This is a genomic window from Priestia sp. YIM B13486 (genome assembly GCF_042787865.1).
GTDB classification, from domain to species: domain Bacteria; phylum Bacillota; class Bacilli; order Bacillales; family Bacillaceae_H; genus Priestia; species Priestia megaterium.
This window is the reverse complement of the sequence record NZ_JBHZOZ010000005.1, coordinates 222,641-241,381: the sequence shown is the minus strand read 5'-3', so window position 1 is coordinate 241,381 and position 18,741 is coordinate 222,641. Positions and strand designations below refer to the sequence as shown.

22 protein-coding genes are annotated in these 18,741 nt (G+C 38.9%); all 22 read left to right on the top strand.

All coding sequences use genetic code 11. The features are described from left to right. Positions 1-301 precede the first annotated feature (301 nt). The 22 genes from rho to ACFX4G_RS15840 all read left to right on the top strand — a co-directional run bounded on the left by rho (position 302) and on the right by ACFX4G_RS15840 (position 18,731). Complete coding sequence (rho, locus tag ACFX4G_RS15945; RefSeq protein WP_013059823.1) at positions 302-1,576, top strand: transcription termination factor Rho; 1,275 nt, start codon at positions 302-304, stop codon at positions 1,574-1,576. Positions 1,577-1,730: 154 nt separating this feature from the next. Next, complete coding sequence (rpmE, locus tag ACFX4G_RS15940; RefSeq protein ID WP_013085477.1) at positions 1,731-1,931, top strand: 50S ribosomal protein L31; 201 nt, start codon at positions 1,731-1,733, stop codon at positions 1,929-1,931. Positions 1,932-2,135: 204 nt separating this feature from the next. After that, entirely contained in the window at positions 2,136-2,750 is a 615-nt protein-coding gene (locus tag ACFX4G_RS15935; protein ID WP_226897604.1) for a thymidine kinase, read from the top strand. A gap of 138 nt (positions 2,751-2,888) precedes the next feature. Next, on the top strand, positions 2,889-3,956 hold the full coding sequence (prfA, locus tag ACFX4G_RS15930) for a peptide chain release factor 1 (RefSeq protein ID WP_013059820.1): 1,068 nt from the start codon (positions 2,889-2,891) through the stop codon (positions 3,954-3,956). After that, positions 3,956-4,807 carry a peptide chain release factor N(5)-glutamine methyltransferase gene (prmC, locus tag ACFX4G_RS15925; protein ID WP_377575637.1) on the top strand — a complete coding sequence of 284 codons (852 nt, stop codon included), beginning with the start codon at positions 3,956-3,958 and terminating at the stop codon, positions 4,805-4,807. Before prfA ends, prmC begins: the two co-directional genes overlap by 1 nt. Positions 4,808-4,928: 121 nt before the next feature. Then, positions 4,929-5,819 carry a stage II sporulation protein R gene (spoIIR, locus tag ACFX4G_RS15920; protein WP_377575634.1) on the top strand — a complete coding sequence of 297 codons (891 nt, stop codon included), beginning with the start codon at positions 4,929-4,931 and terminating at the stop codon, positions 5,817-5,819. An 85-nt stretch (positions 5,820-5,904) separates the two neighbouring features. Further along, entirely contained in the window at positions 5,905-6,351 is a 447-nt protein-coding gene (locus tag ACFX4G_RS15915) for a GNAT family N-acetyltransferase (protein WP_013059817.1), read from the top strand. 192 nt (positions 6,352-6,543) lie between these two features. After that, complete coding sequence (locus ACFX4G_RS15910; RefSeq protein WP_043977484.1) at positions 6,544-7,584, top strand: L-threonylcarbamoyladenylate synthase; 1,041 nt, start codon at positions 6,544-6,546, stop codon at positions 7,582-7,584. A gap of 67 nt (positions 7,585-7,651) precedes the next feature. Beyond that, positions 7,652-8,212, top strand: a complete 561-nt coding sequence (locus ACFX4G_RS15905; protein ID WP_013059815.1) for a manganese efflux pump MntP — start codon at positions 7,652-7,654, stop codon at positions 8,210-8,212. Between the two features lie 230 nt (positions 8,213-8,442). Continuing rightward, complete coding sequence (locus tag ACFX4G_RS15900) at positions 8,443-8,871, top strand: low molecular weight protein arginine phosphatase (RefSeq protein WP_025752493.1); 429 nt, start codon at positions 8,443-8,445, stop codon at positions 8,869-8,871. An 80-nt stretch (positions 8,872-8,951) separates the two neighbouring features. Then, positions 8,952-9,413, top strand: a complete 462-nt coding sequence (rpiB, locus tag ACFX4G_RS15895) for a ribose 5-phosphate isomerase B (protein ID WP_013085468.1) — start codon at positions 8,952-8,954, stop codon at positions 9,411-9,413. Between the two features lie 35 nt (positions 9,414-9,448). Beyond that, positions 9,449-10,000 (top strand): TIGR01440 family protein, encoded by a 552-nt coding sequence (locus tag ACFX4G_RS15890; protein ID WP_377575631.1) that lies wholly within the window; start codon positions 9,449-9,451, stop codon positions 9,998-10,000. A gap of 117 nt (positions 10,001-10,117) precedes the next feature. Next, a complete protein-coding gene (locus tag ACFX4G_RS15885; protein ID WP_013059811.1) occupies positions 10,118-11,362 on the top strand; it encodes a serine hydroxymethyltransferase in 1,245 nt (414 codons plus the stop codon). A gap of 213 nt (positions 11,363-11,575) precedes the next feature. Next, on the top strand, positions 11,576-12,205 hold the full coding sequence (upp, locus tag ACFX4G_RS15880; protein WP_013059810.1) for a uracil phosphoribosyltransferase: 630 nt from the start codon (positions 11,576-11,578) through the stop codon (positions 12,203-12,205). 22 nt (positions 12,206-12,227) lie between these two features. Next, entirely contained in the window at positions 12,228-13,379 is a 1,152-nt protein-coding gene (wecB, locus tag ACFX4G_RS15875) for a non-hydrolyzing UDP-N-acetylglucosamine 2-epimerase (protein WP_016765923.1), read from the top strand. Positions 13,380-13,446: 67 nt separating this feature from the next. Then, positions 13,447-15,639, top strand: a complete 2,193-nt coding sequence (locus tag ACFX4G_RS15870) for a S8 family serine peptidase (protein WP_230184033.1) — start codon at positions 13,447-13,449, stop codon at positions 15,637-15,639. A 297-nt stretch (positions 15,640-15,936) separates the two neighbouring features. Further along, positions 15,937-16,158: an AtpZ/AtpI family protein gene (locus ACFX4G_RS15865; RefSeq protein WP_013085464.1), complete on the top strand. Its 222-nt coding sequence runs from the start codon at positions 15,937-15,939 to the stop codon at positions 16,156-16,158. Between the two features lie 6 nt (positions 16,159-16,164). Continuing rightward, positions 16,165-16,536 carry an ATP synthase subunit I gene (locus ACFX4G_RS15860; protein WP_013059806.1) on the top strand — a complete coding sequence of 124 codons (372 nt, stop codon included), beginning with the start codon at positions 16,165-16,167 and terminating at the stop codon, positions 16,534-16,536. An 18-nt stretch (positions 16,537-16,554) separates the two neighbouring features. Beyond that, positions 16,555-17,265, top strand: coding sequence for a F0F1 ATP synthase subunit A (gene atpB, locus ACFX4G_RS15855; RefSeq protein WP_013059805.1), 711 nt, complete (start codon positions 16,555-16,557; stop codon positions 17,263-17,265). A gap of 90 nt (positions 17,266-17,355) precedes the next feature. Then, positions 17,356-17,568, top strand: a complete 213-nt coding sequence (gene atpE / locus ACFX4G_RS15850) for a F0F1 ATP synthase subunit C (protein ID WP_013059804.1) — start codon at positions 17,356-17,358, stop codon at positions 17,566-17,568. A gap of 102 nt (positions 17,569-17,670) precedes the next feature. After that, positions 17,671-18,189 (top strand): F0F1 ATP synthase subunit B, encoded by a 519-nt coding sequence (locus ACFX4G_RS15845; RefSeq protein ID WP_013085463.1) that lies wholly within the window; start codon positions 17,671-17,673, stop codon positions 18,187-18,189. Continuing rightward, positions 18,186-18,731, top strand: a complete 546-nt coding sequence (locus ACFX4G_RS15840) for a F0F1 ATP synthase subunit delta (RefSeq protein ID WP_013059802.1) — start codon at positions 18,186-18,188, stop codon at positions 18,729-18,731. Before ACFX4G_RS15845 ends, ACFX4G_RS15840 begins: the two co-directional genes overlap by 4 nt. The last annotated feature ends 10 nt before the right edge of the window (positions 18,732-18,741 follow it).

Here is an 18,741-nt window from a genome sequence, read left to right as displayed (position 1 = left end):
AAATTTCCTTTTTTTTATTCATCTTCTAAAGTAAAAAAAGATTGATTAAAAAGATAGAAAAAGGTTAGAATATAAATTGCTACGTTAAATTTATCAAGATAATATAAATGGTTTTATGTCGGAATTATTCTTCTAAAAGTGTATAGTTAATCAATTGATTCTACTTATTATACTTCAAAGGTTATATTCTCCATTTTCACAGATTTATTCCATCCATATCATCTCTCAATTTTATATTTGAATTTGAATTTAATATGGGAGGAACGGTTAAAAATTATTCATTATAAAGCGTGGTGTCCTAATGAACTTAACATTATCCAGTTTAGAAAATATGAAATTAAAAGAGCTGTATGAACATGCTCGTGAGTATAAAGTTTCGTACTATAGTAAATTAACGAAAAAAGAACTTGTCTTTGCTATTTTAAAGGCTCAAGCTGAACAAGATGGGCTTTTATTTATGGAAGGCGTTCTTGAAATTATTCAATCAGAAGGATTCGGTTTCTTACGACCAATTAACTATTCACCGAGTTCAGAAGATATTTATATCTCAGCTTCACAAATTCGTCGCTTCGATCTGCGTAATGGAGACAAGGTATCGGGGAAAGTTCGTCCTCCAAAAGAAAATGAGCGCTACTACGGATTATTACATGTAGAAGCAGTAAACGGAGAAGATCCGGAAACGTCAAAAGATCGCGTACATTTTCCAGCGCTAACGCCAATTTATCCAAATGAACAAATGCTGCTAGAAACTCAGCCAAGAAGTTTCTCTACTCGTATTATTGACTTGATTTCACCAATTGGATTTGGGCAAAGGGGACTAATTGTCGCGCCGCCAAAAGCAGGTAAAACGATGCTATTAAAAGAAATTGCCAATAGCATTACAACGAATCATCCTGATGCAGAATTGATTGTTCTTCTTATTGATGAGCGTCCTGAGGAAGTGACGGACATTGAGCGTTCGGTTGACGGTGATGTTGTCAGTTCTACATTTGACGAAGTGCCAGAAAACCACATTAAAGTAGCGGAACTTGTACTTGAACGTGCGATGAGATTAGTTGAACACAAAAAAGATGTTGTCATTTTGATGGACAGCATCACAAGACTTGCTCGTGCTTATAACTTAGTTATTCCACCGAGCGGTCGTACACTATCAGGGGGTATTGACCCGGCTGCTTTTCACCGTCCAAAACGATTCTTTGGAGCGGCTCGTAACATTGAAGATGGAGGCAGCTTAACCATTCTGGCAACAGCCTTAATTGATACAGGCTCTCGTATGGATGATGTTATTTATGAAGAGTTTAAAGGTACAGGTAACATGGAACTGCATCTAGATCGTTCACTAGCTGAAAAACGTATCTTCCCTGCGATTGACATTCGTCGCTCAGGCACACGTAAAGAAGAGCTGTTAATTCCAAAAGAGCATTTAGACCACTTATGGGCAATTCGTAAATCAATGGCAGATGCTCCTGATTTTGCAGAAAAATTCTTAAAACGTTTACGTCAAACAAAGACAAATGAAGAGTTCTTCTCGATGTTAACGGAAGAGAAAAAAACACTTCTAGCAAATAAACGATAAGTTATAAAACATGTGGTTGCAAAAGCATACAACCCTTGTTATAATTTCATCATGTGTGTTGATAAAGTACACAGTGAAATAGTTATTATTTCATCACTATCTTTATCAATAAACTCTGTTTCAGAATGATTCAGGGCGGAAGGAGATGAAACGAATGAAAACAGGAATTCATCCAAACTATAAAACAGTTATGGTTAAATGTACTTGCGGAAACGAATTTGAAAGTGGTTCTGTAAAAGAAGAGATCCGCGTTGAGACTTGTTCTGAATGTCACCCATTCTACACTGGTCGTCAAAAATTCGCTGAAGCTGGTGGCCGTGTTGATCGCTTCAACAAAAAATACGGTCTTAAATAATCACATTGTCGAAACAAACAGGCAAGTAGCTTAACTTCTTGCCTGTTTTTTTGCTTATAAAAGTAGAAAAACAGTGTCTGCTTGATAAAAAAGTGGGTACTTTATCATAGGAATAAGATCTACATAGAAGACGTAGATTAAGTTAGTAGCGGTTCGCTCAGAAACGGAACGAGAAGAAGGGAGAGTCCCGCAGTGGTGTACGTAATGAAACAAAGCGGTTGGATAGAAGTAATTTGTGGCAGTATGTTTTCAGGGAAATCAGAAGAGTTAATTCGACGTGTGCGCCGCACACAGTTTGCTAAACAAAAAGCACAAGTGTTCAAGCCTGCAATCGATAATCGATATAGCGAAGAAGCGGTCGTTTCACATAATGGTACATCTGTTATGGCTTATTCAATCTCGGCATCGCGCGATATTTTAAAGCGAGTAGATGAAGAGACAGACGTAGTAGCGATAGATGAAGTACAGTTTTTTGACACAGATATTTTAGAAATTGTTCAATCTTTAGCGGATCAAGGCTTTCGTGTGATTGTAGCGGGGTTAGATCAAGACTTCAAAGGTGAACCTTTTGGACAAATGCCGCAGTTAATGGCTATTGCAGAGTCGGTAACAAAGCTACAGGCTGTGTGCGCTTCATGTGGCTCTCCTGCGAGCCGTACGCAGCGTTTGATTAACGGTGAGCCTGCTTCTTATGACGACCCTATTATTTTAGTCGGTGCGTCTGAATCGTACGAACCAAGATGTCGTCATTGCCACGTTGTGCAAAAGTCTAAAGGACAAGCTGTGTCTGTGGACTCAAGCGAAATGGTCGAAAAATAAAGCAAGAATTTTATGATGATAAAAACAGAACGCGCAGTTCTGTTTTTTTGTTCATATACGTGTATTAACAAGGTTTTGACTCTATTTTAAAGCTATACTATAATTACAATGTTATGGATAAAGAATGAGGTGAATGACGTGTTTGATCGTTTAGAAGCGGTAGAGGCGCGCTATGAGAAGTTAAACGAACTTCTGAGTGACCCTGAGATCGTAAACAACCCCTCTAAGTTGAGAGAATATTCGAAGGAACAATCAGATATACAACAAACGGTAGCGGCTTATCAGGAATACAAAGATGTAAAAGAGCAGTTATCAGAAGCGAAAACGATGCTTGAAGATAAGCTTGATGCAGATATGCGTGACATGGTAAAAGAAGAAATTGCCGAGTTAGAAACGCAGCAAGAAGAGCTAGTTGAAAAGCTACGTATTTTATTAATTCCAAAAGATCCAAACGATGATAAAAACGTAATCATGGAAGTTCGTGGAGCGGCTGGTGGAGATGAAGCAGCATTATTCGCAGCTAATTTGTACCGAATGTATTCGCGCTTTGCTGAATCACAAGGCTGGAAAACAGAAGTAATGGAAGCAACGACTACTGGAGTAGGCGGTTATAAAGAAATTATCTTTATGATTAACGGTAAAGGTGCGTACTCAAAGATGAAATTTGAAAACGGTGCACACCGTGTTCAACGAGTTCCTGAAACAGAATCAGGCGGTCGTATTCATACATCTACAGCAACGGTAGCATGTCTTCCTGAAGCGGAAGAAGTCGAAGTGGACATTCATGAAAAAGACATCCGTGTAGATACATTTGCTTCAAGTGGACCTGGTGGCCAAAGTGTTAATACGACGATGTCAGCCGTTCGTTTAACGCATTTACCAACAAATACAGTGGTATCATGTCAAGATGAAAAGTCTCAAATTAAAAATAAAGAAAAAGCAATGAAAGTATTGCGCGCTCGCGTGTACGATAAGTTCCAGCGAGAAGCACAAGCAGAGTACGATGCAACGCGCAAACAAGCAGTTGGATCTGGAGATCGCTCCGAGCGTATCCGTACGTATAACTTCCCGCAAAATCGCGTAACGGATCACCGTATTGGTCTGACGATTCAAAAGCTAGATCAAATCTTAGAAGGCAAGCTTGATGAAATTATCGATGCATTAGTCATGGAAGACCAAGCGCGCCGAATGGAAGATTCGAACTAATGAAAGTATTTGAAGCCCTTAAATGGGCTTCTTCTTTTTTGAAAGAGGCAAAGCGAGATGAAAACGCGGGAGAACTCTTGCTTCGCCATCACTTGCAGATGACGAGAACTCATTTGCTAGGTGCTCTGCAGGAAGAACTAGAAGAAGAAATTCTAAAAAGATTTAAACAAGATGTCCATGCTCATAAAGCAGGTATGCCTGTACAATATCTAATCGGGACAGAAGAATTTTACGGGCGTTCATTTATTGTAAACGAACATGTATTAATTCCAAGACCCGAAACGGAAGAGCTGGTATACGGAATGATTTCTCGAATAAAAAAAGAATTTCAACACCAGCCTATTGAGCTTGTAGATATTGGAACAGGAAGTGGGGCAATTGCTATCACTTTAGCTTTGGAGGTTGACAGAGTGGAAGTTACAGCAACAGATATAGCTATAGAATCTTTAAGCGTAGCCAAAGAAAATGCTCAAAACCTGGAAGCTGCTGTCACGTTTATACAGGGAGATCTATTACAACCATTTCTATTATCAAATCAGAAATTTGATGTAATTGTGTCTAATCCGCCTTATATTCCAGCAGATGATGAGTTGTCCACAGTGGTAAAAGATCATGAGCCAAACCGAGCTCTTTTTGGTGGAAAAGATGGCCTGGATTTTTATCGGCGTTTCATGGAAGAGTTGCCATATGTGACGAAGTCAAATAGTATTATTGGATTTGAAGTCGGGGCCGGACAGACAAAAGATGTAGCTGAGATGCTGCAAAAAACGTTTCCGACAGCTTTTGTAGAATGTGTATATGATATTAATGGAAAAGATCGAATGGTTTTTGCACAACTTCGCGAGAACTAAAAAAATTAGAGGGAATGATTTTCCCTTTGATTTTTGAAAATCATGCATTTTTTTACTAAATTACTAGTTTAAGATATCTTGCTTTCGGCCATACTGTTCCTATGAAAGGGCGGTGGCCGAAATGAAGAAATATGCTATCATTTATTTTATTTTATTAATTATTGGAGCAAATGCTCAACTTATATATACACATAACCAAGTGCAGGCAGATCAGCCTGCAGTCATTCCAGACGAGGCAATTCGACTGCGCATTTTAGCAAACAGCGACGGTGAAAAAGACCAGTACGTAAAACGTCTGATTCGTGACCGCGTGAACGAACAAATCACAGAATGGGTAAAAGATTTAACATCTGTAACTGTAGCTCGAAAAACAATTAAAGAAAATTTGCCGGCGCTTGAAACAATTGCGAAAGAAGTGCTAAAAGAAGAAGGCGTAAATGAATCTGTTCATGTTAAATTCGGAAAAGTAGAGTTTCCTACTAAGTTGTACGGTCAGTTTTTATATCCAGCAGGTGAGTATGAAGCCGTGCTTATTACTCTTGGCAAAGGAGAGGGAGCAAACTGGTGGTGCGTACTATTTCCTCCTTTATGCTTCTTAGATTTCTCAAACGGTGAAGCGGTAAAAGCGCCGGAGCCATCTGAAGAAGAGCCAAAGGAAGAAAAAGAGAAACCAGCAGCTTCTGAATCAAAATCTGCAGACAAAACAGATGACAAATCGGCTGAAAGTAAAGAGCCCGCAGTGAAAACAGAAATTCAATCTGCAACTATTACATCAGATTCTATTGAGCAGAAAGCTGAGGAATCTTCTCAACCAACAGTATCTTCTAAAGAAGCAATTGCAAAAGATACAAGCACAATAAAGGAAGAAACAAGTGCTAAGGCTGAAAAAAAGGAAAGTAAAGAAGCTGAAAAGTCTATTTCATCTAAGAAAAAAGCTGATTCTAAATCAAAAGAAGATTCTTTAGAAGTTAAGTTTTTTGTAGTAGAATGGGTATCGTCAGTATTTAATTAATAGAATCATTAAAAATAAAATTCAGTTCTACTTTTTTTAATCATCTCATAGATTTGTTACTAGAAAACAAGTTGAGGTGATTAAAGTGAGAGAACAATTAAAAATTGCCAGTGAAAATGATTATATTCGAATTCAGCAGTTTTTACAAAAAGCGGGCATCAGCACAGCAGGTGTGGAAGAGCATATTCATCAATTTGTCATAATGGAAAATGAAGAAGGCGAGCTGCTAGCAACAGTTGGGTTTGAAAAAGAAGGTGTGGATGGAATTCTCCGCTCCCTTGTCGTGTCTCCTTCTTTAATGCAATCTGATATTCTGCTGCTATTTAAAAGCATCGTCCAGCTGGCTCAAAAGCATGGCGTGAAGCAACTATATTTACTAACAAATAAGGCATCTTCTCTACATTTTTTTCAAATGATGAATTTTCAGCAAACATCTTACAGTGCACTGCCTGAGTTGTTAAAAGAACATTCTTATTTAAAAAAGTTACCAAACCCTCAGGATGTCTATGTGATGTTTTATGCAGCTAGTTAAAAGAAAATGTGGATAAATCATTTTAAAGGGGTATCCACAATGTTATTCACAAAAATATGAGCTTTATCCACATTTTGTGGATAAAGCTTGTTTGTTGATATAATGAATGCAGGTATTTTACTATCTATGATACATATTGTACTTTTAAAGTAAAAAAAACCTAGATATAGAAAGAAAAAGGAGTTGAAGAAGATGGAAACTAAGTTATGGGTTGTGGATAATTTTACGAACGAAAAAGATATTTATCCACAGATAGAAGAAGCAGCAGATTTGCTGCGCAATCACGAAGTGGTTGCTTTTCCTACAGAGACGGTGTATGGATTAGGAGGAGATGCAACATCGGATAAAGCTGTGGATAAAATTTTTGCAGCGAAAGGACGTCCTAGTGATAACCCTCTTATTGTTCATATTGGAGATAAAGAGCAGCTTCATACATTTGTAGAGTCGATTCCTTCAAAAGCAGAGAAAGTGATCGATGCTTTTTGGCCGGGTCCTCTTACAGTAATATTACCCAAAAAAGATCGAGTTTCAGATAAGGTTACGGCTGGTTTAAGCAGCATTGCAGTGAGAATGCCATCACATCCAGTAGCCCTCGCATTATTAAAAAAAGTGGCTTTGCCTATCGCAGCTCCTAGTGCAAACCTTTCCGGCAAGCCGAGTCCCACTCTAGCTCATCATGTGATGAATGATTTAGAAGGGCGTATTAGCGGAGTTGTAGACGGAGGAGCAACAGGGGTAGGAGTAGAGTCGACTGTCCTTGATTGTACCGAAGAGATTCCTATCATTTTACGTCCGGGCGGCATTACTCAGAAAGAGTTGGAAAATGTCATTGGTCCCGTAAAAGTAGATCGAGCGTTACTAAGTGATAAAGAAGCGCCAAAATCTCCAGGTATGAAATATACGCATTACGCACCTGATGCACCGCTTGTCATTGTTGACGGCAGTTCAGATTTTTTCCAATCTATTATCGATCGCTATAAAGATCAGGGTAAGCGAGTAGGGGTATTAACGACATCTGAACATGAAGATGCGTATAAAGCGGATGCGGTTATCACATGTGGATCTCGTTCAAATTTAGAGACGGTTGCTAGCCACTTATACGAGTCGCTTCGTTCATTTAATGAGTGTGACGTAGATGTTATCGTTAGTGAAAGTTTTTCTGAAGAAGGAGTCGGTCATGCCGTTATGAACCGATTAATGAAAGCTGCAGGACATCACGTGATTAAGCAATAAAATTCATCTTCTAAACCTTTTCGAATGTGCATATTTTGAAATAGGAGCACGTCCGAGGAGGGTAAAGATGAATGTATCTCAGTTAATTAGTGAAATGATCACGTTAGTCATTATGGCGTTTGCCTTAGGAATGGATGCTTTCTCAGTTGGTTTGGGAATGGGATTAATTCGTTTACGCTTTCGCCAAATTTTCTACATTGGTGTTGTTATCGGTGTATTTCATATTTGGATGCCGCTGTTAGGCATGTTTATTGGACGACTTTTGTCTGATAAACTTGGAATGTTTGCTACCTATGGCGGTGGAATTTTATTGTTGATTCTTGGGGCGCAGATGATTTATTCCTCCTTTAAGCATGACGATACGCCGTTTATCAAACCAGTTGGCTTTGGACTGTTATTTTTTGCGCTCAGCGTGAGTCTAGATAGTTTTTCTGTTGGACTTAGCTTAGGTATTTTTGGGGCAAGAACGTTTTTGACCATTATTGTTTTTGGCGTAGTGAGTATGCTATTAACTTGGTTAGGACTGCTGTTAGGCAGAAGAGTACAAGGTTGGCTTGGTTCATATAGTGAGGCACTGGGCGGGAGCATTTTATTAGCTTTTGGAATCAAATTGTTACTACCTTTTTAACTATATATAAATAGGTAAAGGATCATGACCATGCAGGTTATGGTCTTTTTTTGCTTCTTTTGGATTGCAGTGATAAAAGAAGGAAAGCGAAGTCGTTTTTTCGAGATGCATGAAGCGATAATGGATAAAAAATACCCGAAAAAGCTAACTGGATTTATGCAGGCAATAGAGATACAATAGGGTGGAATATCAACATAGTCGAACATAGTGAAAGCAAGGGAGGATGTATCTTGAAAAACATCTTATTTGTATGTACAGGAAACACGTGCCGCAGCCCTATGGCAGAAGCGTTGCTCAAAGCTAAAGAGATAGATGGAATAAACGTGAAGTCTGCAGGCGTATTCGCTTCAAATGGAAGTGAAGCTTCTGTTCATGCACAAGTTGCCCTTCACCAGAAAGGCATAGCTTGTTCTCATGCTTCGGCAGCATTAACGGAAGAACAATTGATGTGGGCTACTTATATTTTTACGATGACGGAGCAGCATAAAATGCTGATTTTGAACCAAGCTCCATACGTAAGTGATAAATTATTTACGCTGAAAGAATTTGCCGACGAGCAAGGTGAAGTATCTGATCCGTTTGGCGGATCATTACAGACGTACGAACAGACTTTAGAAGAGTTAGAGCGTATGATTAACAAAATAGTCGACAAATTATAAAAGGTCCCATAAATTTTTGCTGACTTAAAATGAACAGAAATTTAATATAAGACGAAGGTACGTATGAGGAGGAAACAAAGATGAAAGTAGCTATTGCATCTGACCACGGCGGTATAAATTTGCGACAGGAAATTATCTCTTTAATGGAAGAATTAAATATTGAATATGTGGATTTAGGGTGTGAATGCACAGCGTCCGTAGACTATCCGGATTATGCACTTCCCGTTGCTCAAAAAGTGGCGAGCCAAGAAGTAAGCCGAGGCATTCTTATTTGTGGAACAGGCATCGGTATGAGTATAGCAGCTAATAAAGTAAAAGGAATTCGCTGTGCTCTAGTGCATGATACGTTCAGTGCAAAAGCGACAAGAGAACATAATGATAGCAACATTTTGGCAATGGGTGAACGTGTCATTGGGCCGGGACTTGCACGTGAAATTGCGAAAATTTGGTTAATGACAGAATTTGAAGGCGGCCGACATGAAAATCGCGTGAATAAAATTAAACAGTATGAGCAGCAAAGTGATGCAACATTAACTGTATAATGTGAACGTATTCAATGAAAGAAAGGAAGAAAAACGTGTCTGAACTTACGAAATGGAAAGAGCAGTTGGAAACAGTTTTATCTGATTTTTTAGCACAAGTGCAGTTGTCTTCAGAACATACACTTGTCATTGGATGCAGTACAAGCGAGGTAATTGGTGAAAAAATAGGAACCGCAGGCGCAATGGAAGTCGCAGAAATGATTTTTGATGCGCTATCAGATTTTCGAAAAAAGACGGGTGTTCACTTAGCATTTCAATGCTGTGAACATCTCAATCGAGCACTGGTAGTAGAAAGAGAATTAGCTCGCAAAGAGCGTTTAGAAATGGTTAGTGTTGTGCCTATTCATAAAGCAGGCGGAGCGATGGCTACACAGGCCTATGGCCAGCTTAAAGATCCTGTTTTGGTAGAGTTTATTAAAGCTGATGCCGGTATTGATATTGGAGATACATTCATTGGTATGCATTTAAAGCATGTCGCAGTACCCGTTCGTTGTACGTTAAACGCAGTTGGACACGCTCATGTTACTTTAGCAAAGACGCGTCCAAAACTAATTGGTGGAATGAGAGCGTTTTACGAACTTTCGTAATTAAATATATTAAAATAATACACATTTTTTCTTTTTTATTCTAAATAAATCATGTTACAATGTAGTTGAATCAACAAATAACGAACATTGCGAATACGAAATGAGGAGAGGATTTTGATGGAGAAACAACTAATGCAACAAGATCCAGCAGTTTATAATGCGATCAAGGATGAATTACAAAGACAACGTACTAAGATTGAGCTAATTGCTTCAGAAAACTTTGTAACAACAGCGGTAATGGAAGCACAAGGTTCAGTTTTAACAAATAAATATGCTGAAGGCTATCCAGCTAAACGTTACTACGGCGGTTGTGAACACGTAGACGTAGTAGAAGACTTAGCTCGTGATCGTGCAAAAGAAATTTTCGGAGCAGAGCACGTGAATGTTCAACCTCACTCAGGTGCACAAGCAAACATGGCTGTATATTTCACAGTTTTAGAGGCTGGAGACACAGTACTTGGTATGAATTTATCGCACGGCGGTCACTTAACGCACGGAAGTCCTGTTAACTTTAGTGGTGTTCAGTACAATTTCATCGAATATGGCGTAGATCGTGAAACACATCGTATTAACTACGATGATGTATTAGAAAAAGCTCGTACACATAAACCAAAATTAATTGTGGCTGGTGCAAGCGCATATCCACGCGCAATCGACTTCAAGCGTTTCCGTGAAATCGCTGATGAAGTAGGCGCTTATTTAATGGTAGACATGGCTCACATTGCTGGTCTAGTAGCTGCAGGACTTCATCAAAATCCTGTGCCACATGCTCATTTCGTTACAACTACAACACATAAAACACTGCGCGGACCACGCGGCGGTATGATTTTATGTAAAGAAGAATTTGCGAAAAAGATTGATAAGTCAATCTTCCCTGGTATTCAAGGTGGTCCATTGATGCACGTTATCGCTGCAAAAGCAGTAGCATTTGGTGAAGCATTACAAGATGAATTTAAGCACTATGCTCAAAATATCATCGACAATGCTAATCGTTTAGCAGAAGGATTAAAGAAAGAAGGATTTGCTCTTGTATCTGAAGGAACAGACAATCACCTTGTGTTAATCGACGTAAGTTCAATGAATTTGACAGGTAAAGTAGCTGAAAAAGCACTTGATGATGTAGGTATTACAACAAACAAAAATACAATTCCTTACGATGAGCAAAGCCCGTTTGTAACAAGCGGTATCCGTATTGGTACAGCTGCGGTTACAACTCGCGGATTTGGCTTAGAAGAGATGGATGAAATTGCTTCTATCATCGGATTAACGCTTAAAAATATTGAAGATGAAGAAAAGCTAGCTGAAGCTAAAACACGCGTTGAAGCTTTAACAAGCAAGTTTGAAATGTATAAATCACTGTAAGAGAGACAGGCCTTTGTGCCTGTTTTTTTATGGAGAAAGTGGTAGCAATTCAATCATTTTTTGAATAATGCTTGAACTCAAAAACTTTTTTCTGTAAAATGAATGCAATGTATAAATTTAATTAGCAAGAGATATGTTTTTACTAGTACGTACCATTCAATTCGTTGAATGGTATTTTAATGTGTACATCTTTATATATAAGGAGAGATATCAATGGGCAAAGTATACGTATTTGATCACCCGCTTATTCAACACAAATTAACTTACATACGCGATGTAAAAACGGGAACGAAAGAGTTTCGTGAATTAGTTGATGAAGTGGCAAGCTTAATGGCTTTTGAAGCGACACGTGATTTACCGCTAGAAGACGTTGAAATTGAAACACCGGTTTGCAAAACAAAGTCAAAAGTTATTGCAGGGAAAAAGCTTGGTATCGTTCCAATTCTTCGTGCTGGTATCGGCATGGTAGATGGATTTTTAAAACTAATGCCAGCTGCTAAAGTTGGACACGTTGGCTTATATCGTGATCCAGAAACATTACAGCCTGTTGAATATTATGTAAAGCTGCCTAATGATGTAGAAGAGCGTGACTTTATTGTAGTAGATCCTATGCTTGCAACAGGAGGGTCAGCTGTAGAAGCAATCAACTCTCTTAAAAAAAGAGGCGCTAAAAACATTAAATTTATGTGTTTAATTGCTGCTCCTGAAGGCGTGGAAATCGTAAAAGAAGCACACCCTGACGTAGATATTTACATTGCGGCATTAGATGAAAAATTAAATGACCATGGATATATTGTTCCAGGTTTAGGTGATGCAGGGGATCGTTTATTCGGTACAAAATAATTTGTAGATTCGGGTGATGAACATGAAGCAGCCAATTAAAGTAATGACGATATTCGGGACAAGACCAGAAGCAATTAAAATGGCCCCTCTAGTGCTAGAGCTTAAAAAGCGACCTGAGGAGTTCGAAGCGATTGTGACGGTAACGGCTCAGCACCGTGAAATGTTAGACCAAGTATTGAGCATTTTTGACATTCAGCCTGACTATGACCTTAACATTATGAAAGATCGCCAAACTCTTATGGACGTAACGACCAGAGGATTAGAAGGTTTGGACGACGTAATGAAAAAAGTAAAGCCGGACATCGTACTTGTACACGGCGATACAACTACGACGTTTATTGCCGGACTAGCAGCTTTTTATAATCAAATTCAGGTGGGACATGTTGAAGCAGGTTTGCGCACATGGAATAAATATTCTCCATATCCGGAAGAAATGAACCGTCAGCTTACAGGCGTTCTTGCTGATTTGCACTTTGCTCCGACAGATAAGTCTGCAGCTAATTTGCAAGCAGAGAATAAAAAAGAAGAGCGAATCTTTGTGACTGGAAACACAGCTATCGATGCGTTAAAAACGACAGTAAAAGAGACATATGAGCATGAAGTGTTAACGAAATTGGGAGATGATCGTCTTATTTTATTAACGGCGCATCGCCGCGAAAATTTAGGCGAACCAATGAAAAACATGTTCCGTGCGGTTAAACGTATTGTGGATGAACATGAAGATGTGCAAGTTGTGTATCCTGTTCATTTGAATCCGGTAGTTAGAGAAACAGCAAACGATATCTTAGGAAATGACCCACGCATTCATTTAATTGAACCGTTAGATGTAATTGACTTCCATAACTTCGCTGAGCGCGCTCATATTATTTTGACAGATTCGGGCGGTGTTCAAGAAGAAGCTCCTTCATTAGGCGTACCTGTATTGGTACTTCGTGATACAACAGAGCGACCGGAAGGAATTGAAGCAGGAACGCTCAAACTAGCAGGAACGGAAGAAGAAACAATTTATACGCTAGCAAAAGAGCTGTTAATAGATGAAGACGTATATAAGCAAATGTCACAAGCATCGAATCCTTACGGAGATGGCTTAGCTTCTAAACGTATTTGTGATGCTATTAGCTACTATTTCAACCGCCGTGAAAACAGACCGGAAGCTTTTAATCCGCTTTCGTAAGATTTCTAAACACCTTTCACATGAAAAGTGTCTCTTTGAGACACGATAGTGTGAGAGGTGTTTTTTTATGTGGATTAAATGGTTAATGCTTAGCTTTATATTAGGGAGCGGGGGAGGGCAAATGTCGCTCAATCCGACATTTCCTTCTATAAAACAAGAAATGAATCATCAGGAAAAATCAATAATTGTCATGGTTGAAAAAGAAAAATTCGCGGAATTTAAAAGTCAGCTACAAAAAAATTATCCTAATATAAAGATTAAGAGCGAATTTCACACAGTATTTACAGGACTTTCATTAAACGGCTCCATCTCGGATTTGGAAAAACTATCTCATAATCCTTCTATTATTGGTTCACATTCTATTAAAAACTACCAGGTTGCAGAAGAAAATAGTGTAACCTTCATTGGCTCAGAACAGGTAAGAGGCTTATTTGATACTCATAATCAGCGCTTAACAGGAAAAGGGATCAAAGTAGGCGTCATCGATACGGGTGTTGATTATTCTCATCCGGATTTAAAACAAACCTACAGGGGAGGGTATGATGTAATAGATAAAGATTATGAGCCGATGGAAACCACTCGGGAGCAAGGAGAGCCTACTCTGCATGGCACTCATGTAGCTGGTATTATTGCAGCAAATGGAAATATTAAAGGTGTAGCACCTCAGGCGGAGATCTACGCATACCGAGCTCTTGGACCTGGTGGAGCTGGAACGTCTGAAAGTGTTATTCTAGCTATCGAAAAAGCAATTCAAGATGATGTAGATATTATTAATTTATCATTAGGAAATGATGTGAATGGCCCTGATTTACCAACAAGCTTAGCGTTAGATCGAGCTGTTGAAAAAGGAATTGTAACGGTTACATCCAGCGGCAATTCAGGTCCAGGTTTATGGACCGTGGGCTCTCCAGGTACAGCGGGAAAAGCTATTTCGGTTGGCGCTTCTGTTTCCCCGACAACAGTTCAATTTCTAACAATTGGATTTAACAAAGAAAAAATTATGATGGCGCCAGTAGAAGGGTCTCGTCCATGGACGTTTAATCAAACGCTGCGTGTAATAAATGAAGAATACTTCAAAGAGCAAAAGCATGCGTTGGGTAACGTCATTTTGCTAAAAGCAGAAGGAAATGTGGTTGAAAAAAAGATTAAACAAGCTGAACAGGCAGGAGCAAAAGCCGTTATTTTATATAGTCCGACTGAAAAAAACATAATCGGTAAACTACAAGAATCAGTAAATATTCCAGTGATATGGGTAAGTAAAAAAAACGGTGATACCATTAATCAATACATTCAGTCTCAACAGCCATACTTACGCACTGGCAAGCAAGTGGTGCAAGACTTGCTCACATCTTTCAGTTCAAGAGGACCTGTAACGACTACTTGGGGAATCAAGCCGGATGTCGTCGCACCTGGTTACTTCATTAATAGTACAGTTCCTGGGGGATATGAACGCATGCATGGAACAAGTATGGCTGCGCCCCATGTAGCTGGAGCGTGCGCTCTTATTTTACAAGCTCACCCGAACTGGTCTCCTGAACAAGTCAAAGCTTCATTGATGAACACAAGTAAAGTAATGCAGCAGCTAAATGGTAAAACGTATCACGTATATGAACAAGGAGCCGGGAGAATTCAAATAGCAAAAGCTGTCACAGCAGACTCTTTATTTTATCCATCTTCTTTATCTTTCGGTATTTTTACGCGCCCATCAAAGAAAGTCTTATCATTTAAAATTGATAACCAGTCTGATAAAGCAAAAACGTATCGCTTGAACGTTCCGAAAAGGGATGAAGGAGTGAATTGGGATGTTCCATTACCTGTCACCGTGCAGCCCCATCAGACAAAAGAAATAGCTGTCACTTTATCGGTGCAGCCCCGTTTTAAAAATAAAGGTATATATGACGGATATTTGGAAATAAATGATTCACGTGAAACATTTTCGCTTCCTTATATGTACATGGTTAGCATTCCAGATTATCCCCGTGTCATGGGATTGCAAGTAGCAGCGGAAAAAGAGAAAAATACGTATAGTTATGAACTGTTTTTGCCTGAAGGAGCAGATGAGTTAGGCGTTGCTCTTTTTGATAAGCAGTCTTTACAGTTTATATCGTATTTAGATGTTGACGTTGATGTAGAAAGAGGCATGAGAAAACGGAAAATAACGATCGATGAATCGCTTGTACCGGGAGCGTACCAAATATTTGCATTTGTGAAAAAGCATGGACAAGAGCATGTTGTAAACAGTACAATAACGATTGAATGAACCTCTTTAAATGTTTTCATTTGAAGAGGTTTTATGTGTGGCAGAAATGTGAACAATAAGAAGAGATTGTGAAGTTTTTAGCTTAAACACATTGACATTAAATATACGCTATTGTATGCTTACAGGGAATATAAATGATAAGGTTTTCAATCTGTGAAAACCGTTGATATTTCTGCGTATTTTATTAGCTGTTTTTACCTTTTTTAGCAATTTTTTTTGCCTTTCTATCATATATTGAGCTATAAAAACGATAGAGAATTCGGAAAAAAGAAAATTTTGCAAAAGGGGTATGAGCTTATGAAAGATCGCAACCGTCATCCTTTGCAAGCGATGGCATTAGTGTCAATCATTCTATCACAGTTAGCAGGTTCAGTCTTAATTGGCTTATTCTCTGGAAGATGGGCTGATCAATGGCTTGACACCGAACCACTATTTTTGATTTTAGGCCTTCTTTCAGGGCTAGCAGCAGGTGTTTTTATGATGCTGCGGACAGTCCACCATTTTTTTTCAGGAGATTAATAATTCATGCAGGATTTGCAGCACGTTTTTCCAAGACTTCGTTCATACATATTGTATTTGTTAGCATTATACGTTCTCGGCTGGGGATTTACAAGTTATAAGGCTGTTTTTGCAGGTTTAATTTTAGGAACCGCCCTGAGTTTGTATAATTTGTGGAACTTAGTAAGAAAGTTTGAGCAGTTTGGACAGGCGTTGGATGAGGGGAAAAAGCCCCGTTCAATTGGGACTGTTGTAAGATTTGCAACAGCTGCTCTCGCAGTTGTGATTACCATCTCTTATCCAAAAACCTTTCATATTATTAGTGTAGTTGTGGGATTAATGACGTATTACGTTGTCATTATCATAGATTTAGTTGTTCAAAATATGCGTAGAAGATAGAAAGAGAGGTGAACACAGTTGGGTCATGAATCACCAACTATAGAGTTTCTAGGCCTTACTTTTAGTCAAAGTAACTTGCTTATGGTTACCGTAGCTTCTGTTATTGTATTCTTAATTGCAGTTTTATGTACTCGTACTCTTGCTATGAAGCCAAGCGGTGCACAAAACTTTATTGAATGGGTCTTAGATTTTGTTAAAGGACTCGTTAATAGCAATATGGATTGGAAAACAGGTGGCCGCTTTTTGACGCTAGGTGTAACTTTACTTATGTACATTTTTGTGTCAAATATGTTGGGTCTTCCATTTGCCATCGTGATTGACCATAACTTATGGTGGAAATCGCCAACCGCTGATCCAGCAATTACGCTGACGTTAGCCGTTATGGTAGTTGTACTATCACATTACTATGGTATTAAAATGCGAGGGTTCTCTGCATACACGAAAGATTACTTCAAGCCAATGGCATTTTTATTCCCGCTTAAGATTATCGAGGAGTTTGCCAATACGTTAACGCTTGGCCTTCGTCTTTACGGTAATATTTATGCTGGGGAAATTTTGTTAAGCTTGCTAGCTGGTTTAGCAACAACAGGCTTCTTAGGTACAATTGGAGCTGCTATTCCAATGCTTTTATGGCAAGGATTCAGTATTTTTGTAGGCGCAATTCAGGCCTTCATTTTCACAATGTTAACGATGGTTTATTTATCTCACAAAGTGAGTAGCGACCATTAATTTATAAAGCTTTGTTCAAGTAATACCCAATTTGGACAAAACAAAACTTAGTTAAACAAAATCATATATATTAAGGGAGGACTTTATAAAATGGGTTTAATAGCATCTGCAATTGCGATTGGTTTAGCGGCACTAGGTGCTGGTATTGGTAACGGTCTTATCGTTTCTAAGACGATTGAAGGCACAGCTCGCCAACCAGAAGCACGTGGTACATTAACTTCAATGATGTTCGTTGGGGTTGCCTTAGTTGAGGCGCTTCCAATTATCGCCGTAGTTATTGCATTCATGGTACAAGGTAAATAATAATGTGTTACATGTGGCGAAGATCATTCAAAAGAACCTTCGCCATTACTTTATGTCTTTAATAAGTAAATTATATATGTGGAGTCTCTGAAGGGAGTGAACATGGCCGTGTCGAACATGTTTGTGTTAGGAGCAGCAGGCATTAATGGTGGAGATATTCTTTTCCAATTAGTGATGTTCCTTATCCTACTTGCGTTACTTCAAAAATTCGCGTTTGGTCCTGTAATGGGAATCATGAAAAAACGTGAAGAGCATATTGCCGGTGAGATTGATGAAGCAGAAAAGCAAAATGAGGAAGCGAAGAAGCTTGTTGAAGAGCAGCGTGAAATCTTAAAGCAATCTCGTCAAGAAGTGCAAGTAATGATGGAAAACGCTAGAAAGTCTGCAGAAGATAAAAAAGAAGAAATCATTGCGGCAGCACGCGAAGAGTCTGAGCGTCTAAAAGCTGCAGCAAAACAAGAAATCGAACAGCAAAAAGATCAAGCAGTTGCTGCGTTACGTGAGCAAGTTGCTTCATTATCTGTTTTAATTGCGTCGAAAGTTATTGAAAAAGAACTTTCTGAACAAGATCAAGAGAAGTTAATTCATGAATATATCCAAGAAGTAGGGGATGTACGATGAGTCAACCAGCTGTAGCCAAGCGCTATGCACTAGCTCTTTTTCAATTAGCAACAGAAAAACAGATGATCGATGAAATGCAAGACCAGCTACAAATCGTTGAAGAGGTGTTTGCTAAAACACCTGAATTAATGGATGTATTAACTCATCCAAAAATTACAATTGAGCGAAAAAAACAGTTTGTAAGTGAGGCATTTGCTGAACTTTCACCAACTGTTCAACATACGGTTCTTCTATTATTAGAGCGTCACCGCATTCAAATTGTTAGCGAGATGGTAAAAGAGTATCGTTTCTTAGCGAACGAAGTACGTGGCGTGGCAGATGCAACTGTTTATTCTGTCAAACCTTTAAGTGCAGATGAGAAAAGAGCAATCTCACAATCATTTGCTTCTAAAGTTGGAAAACATACGTTAAATATTTCAAATATAGTAGATAAAAGCCTAATCGGCGGCGTGAAGCTTCGCATTGGTAATCGTATCTATGATGGCAGCATTAGCAGCAAATTAGAAACGATCCACCGAGGACTTCTTGCACACAGATCGTAGATAGGGGTGA

Bases quoted from the DNA above. Each gene is read 5' to 3' on its own strand.
- spoIIR (WP_377575634.1), top strand. From the start codon at position 4,929: ATGAAGAAATATGCTATCATTTATTTTATTTTATTAATTATTGGAGCA.
- upp (WP_013059810.1), top strand. From the start codon at position 11,576: ATGGGCAAAGTATACGTATTTGATCACCCGCTTATTCAACACAAATTA.
- ACFX4G_RS15845 (WP_013085463.1), top strand. From the start codon at position 17,671: ATGGCCGTGTCGAACATGTTTGTGTTAGGAGCAGCAGGCATTAATGGT.
- ACFX4G_RS15840 (WP_013059802.1), top strand. From the start codon at position 18,186: ATGAGTCAACCAGCTGTAGCCAAGCGCTATGCACTAGCTCTTTTTCAA.
- ACFX4G_RS15870 (WP_230184033.1), top strand. From the start codon at position 13,447: ATGTGGATTAAATGGTTAATGCTTAGCTTTATATTAGGGAGCGGGGGA.
- wecB (WP_016765923.1), top strand. From the start codon at position 12,228: ATGAAGCAGCCAATTAAAGTAATGACGATATTCGGGACAAGACCAGAA.
- ACFX4G_RS15910 (WP_043977484.1), top strand. From the start codon at position 6,544: ATGGAAACTAAGTTATGGGTTGTGGATAATTTTACGAACGAAAAAGAT.
- prmC (WP_377575637.1), top strand. From the start codon at position 3,956: ATGAAAGTATTTGAAGCCCTTAAATGGGCTTCTTCTTTTTTGAAAGAG.
- rho (WP_013059823.1), top strand. From the start codon at position 302: ATGAACTTAACATTATCCAGTTTAGAAAATATGAAATTAAAAGAGCTG.
- rpmE (WP_013085477.1), top strand. From the start codon at position 1,731: ATGAAAACAGGAATTCATCCAAACTATAAAACAGTTATGGTTAAATGT.
- rpiB (WP_013085468.1), top strand. From the start codon at position 8,952: ATGAAAGTAGCTATTGCATCTGACCACGGCGGTATAAATTTGCGACAG.
- ACFX4G_RS15935 (WP_226897604.1), top strand. From the start codon at position 2,136: ATGAAACAAAGCGGTTGGATAGAAGTAATTTGTGGCAGTATGTTTTCA.
- ACFX4G_RS15885 (WP_013059811.1), top strand. From the start codon at position 10,118: ATGGAGAAACAACTAATGCAACAAGATCCAGCAGTTTATAATGCGATC.
- ACFX4G_RS15905 (WP_013059815.1), top strand. From the start codon at position 7,652: ATGAATGTATCTCAGTTAATTAGTGAAATGATCACGTTAGTCATTATG.
- ACFX4G_RS15865 (WP_013085464.1), top strand. From the start codon at position 15,937: ATGAAAGATCGCAACCGTCATCCTTTGCAAGCGATGGCATTAGTGTCA.
- atpE (WP_013059804.1), top strand. From the start codon at position 17,356: ATGGGTTTAATAGCATCTGCAATTGCGATTGGTTTAGCGGCACTAGGT.
- ACFX4G_RS15860 (WP_013059806.1), top strand. From the start codon at position 16,165: ATGCAGGATTTGCAGCACGTTTTTCCAAGACTTCGTTCATACATATTG.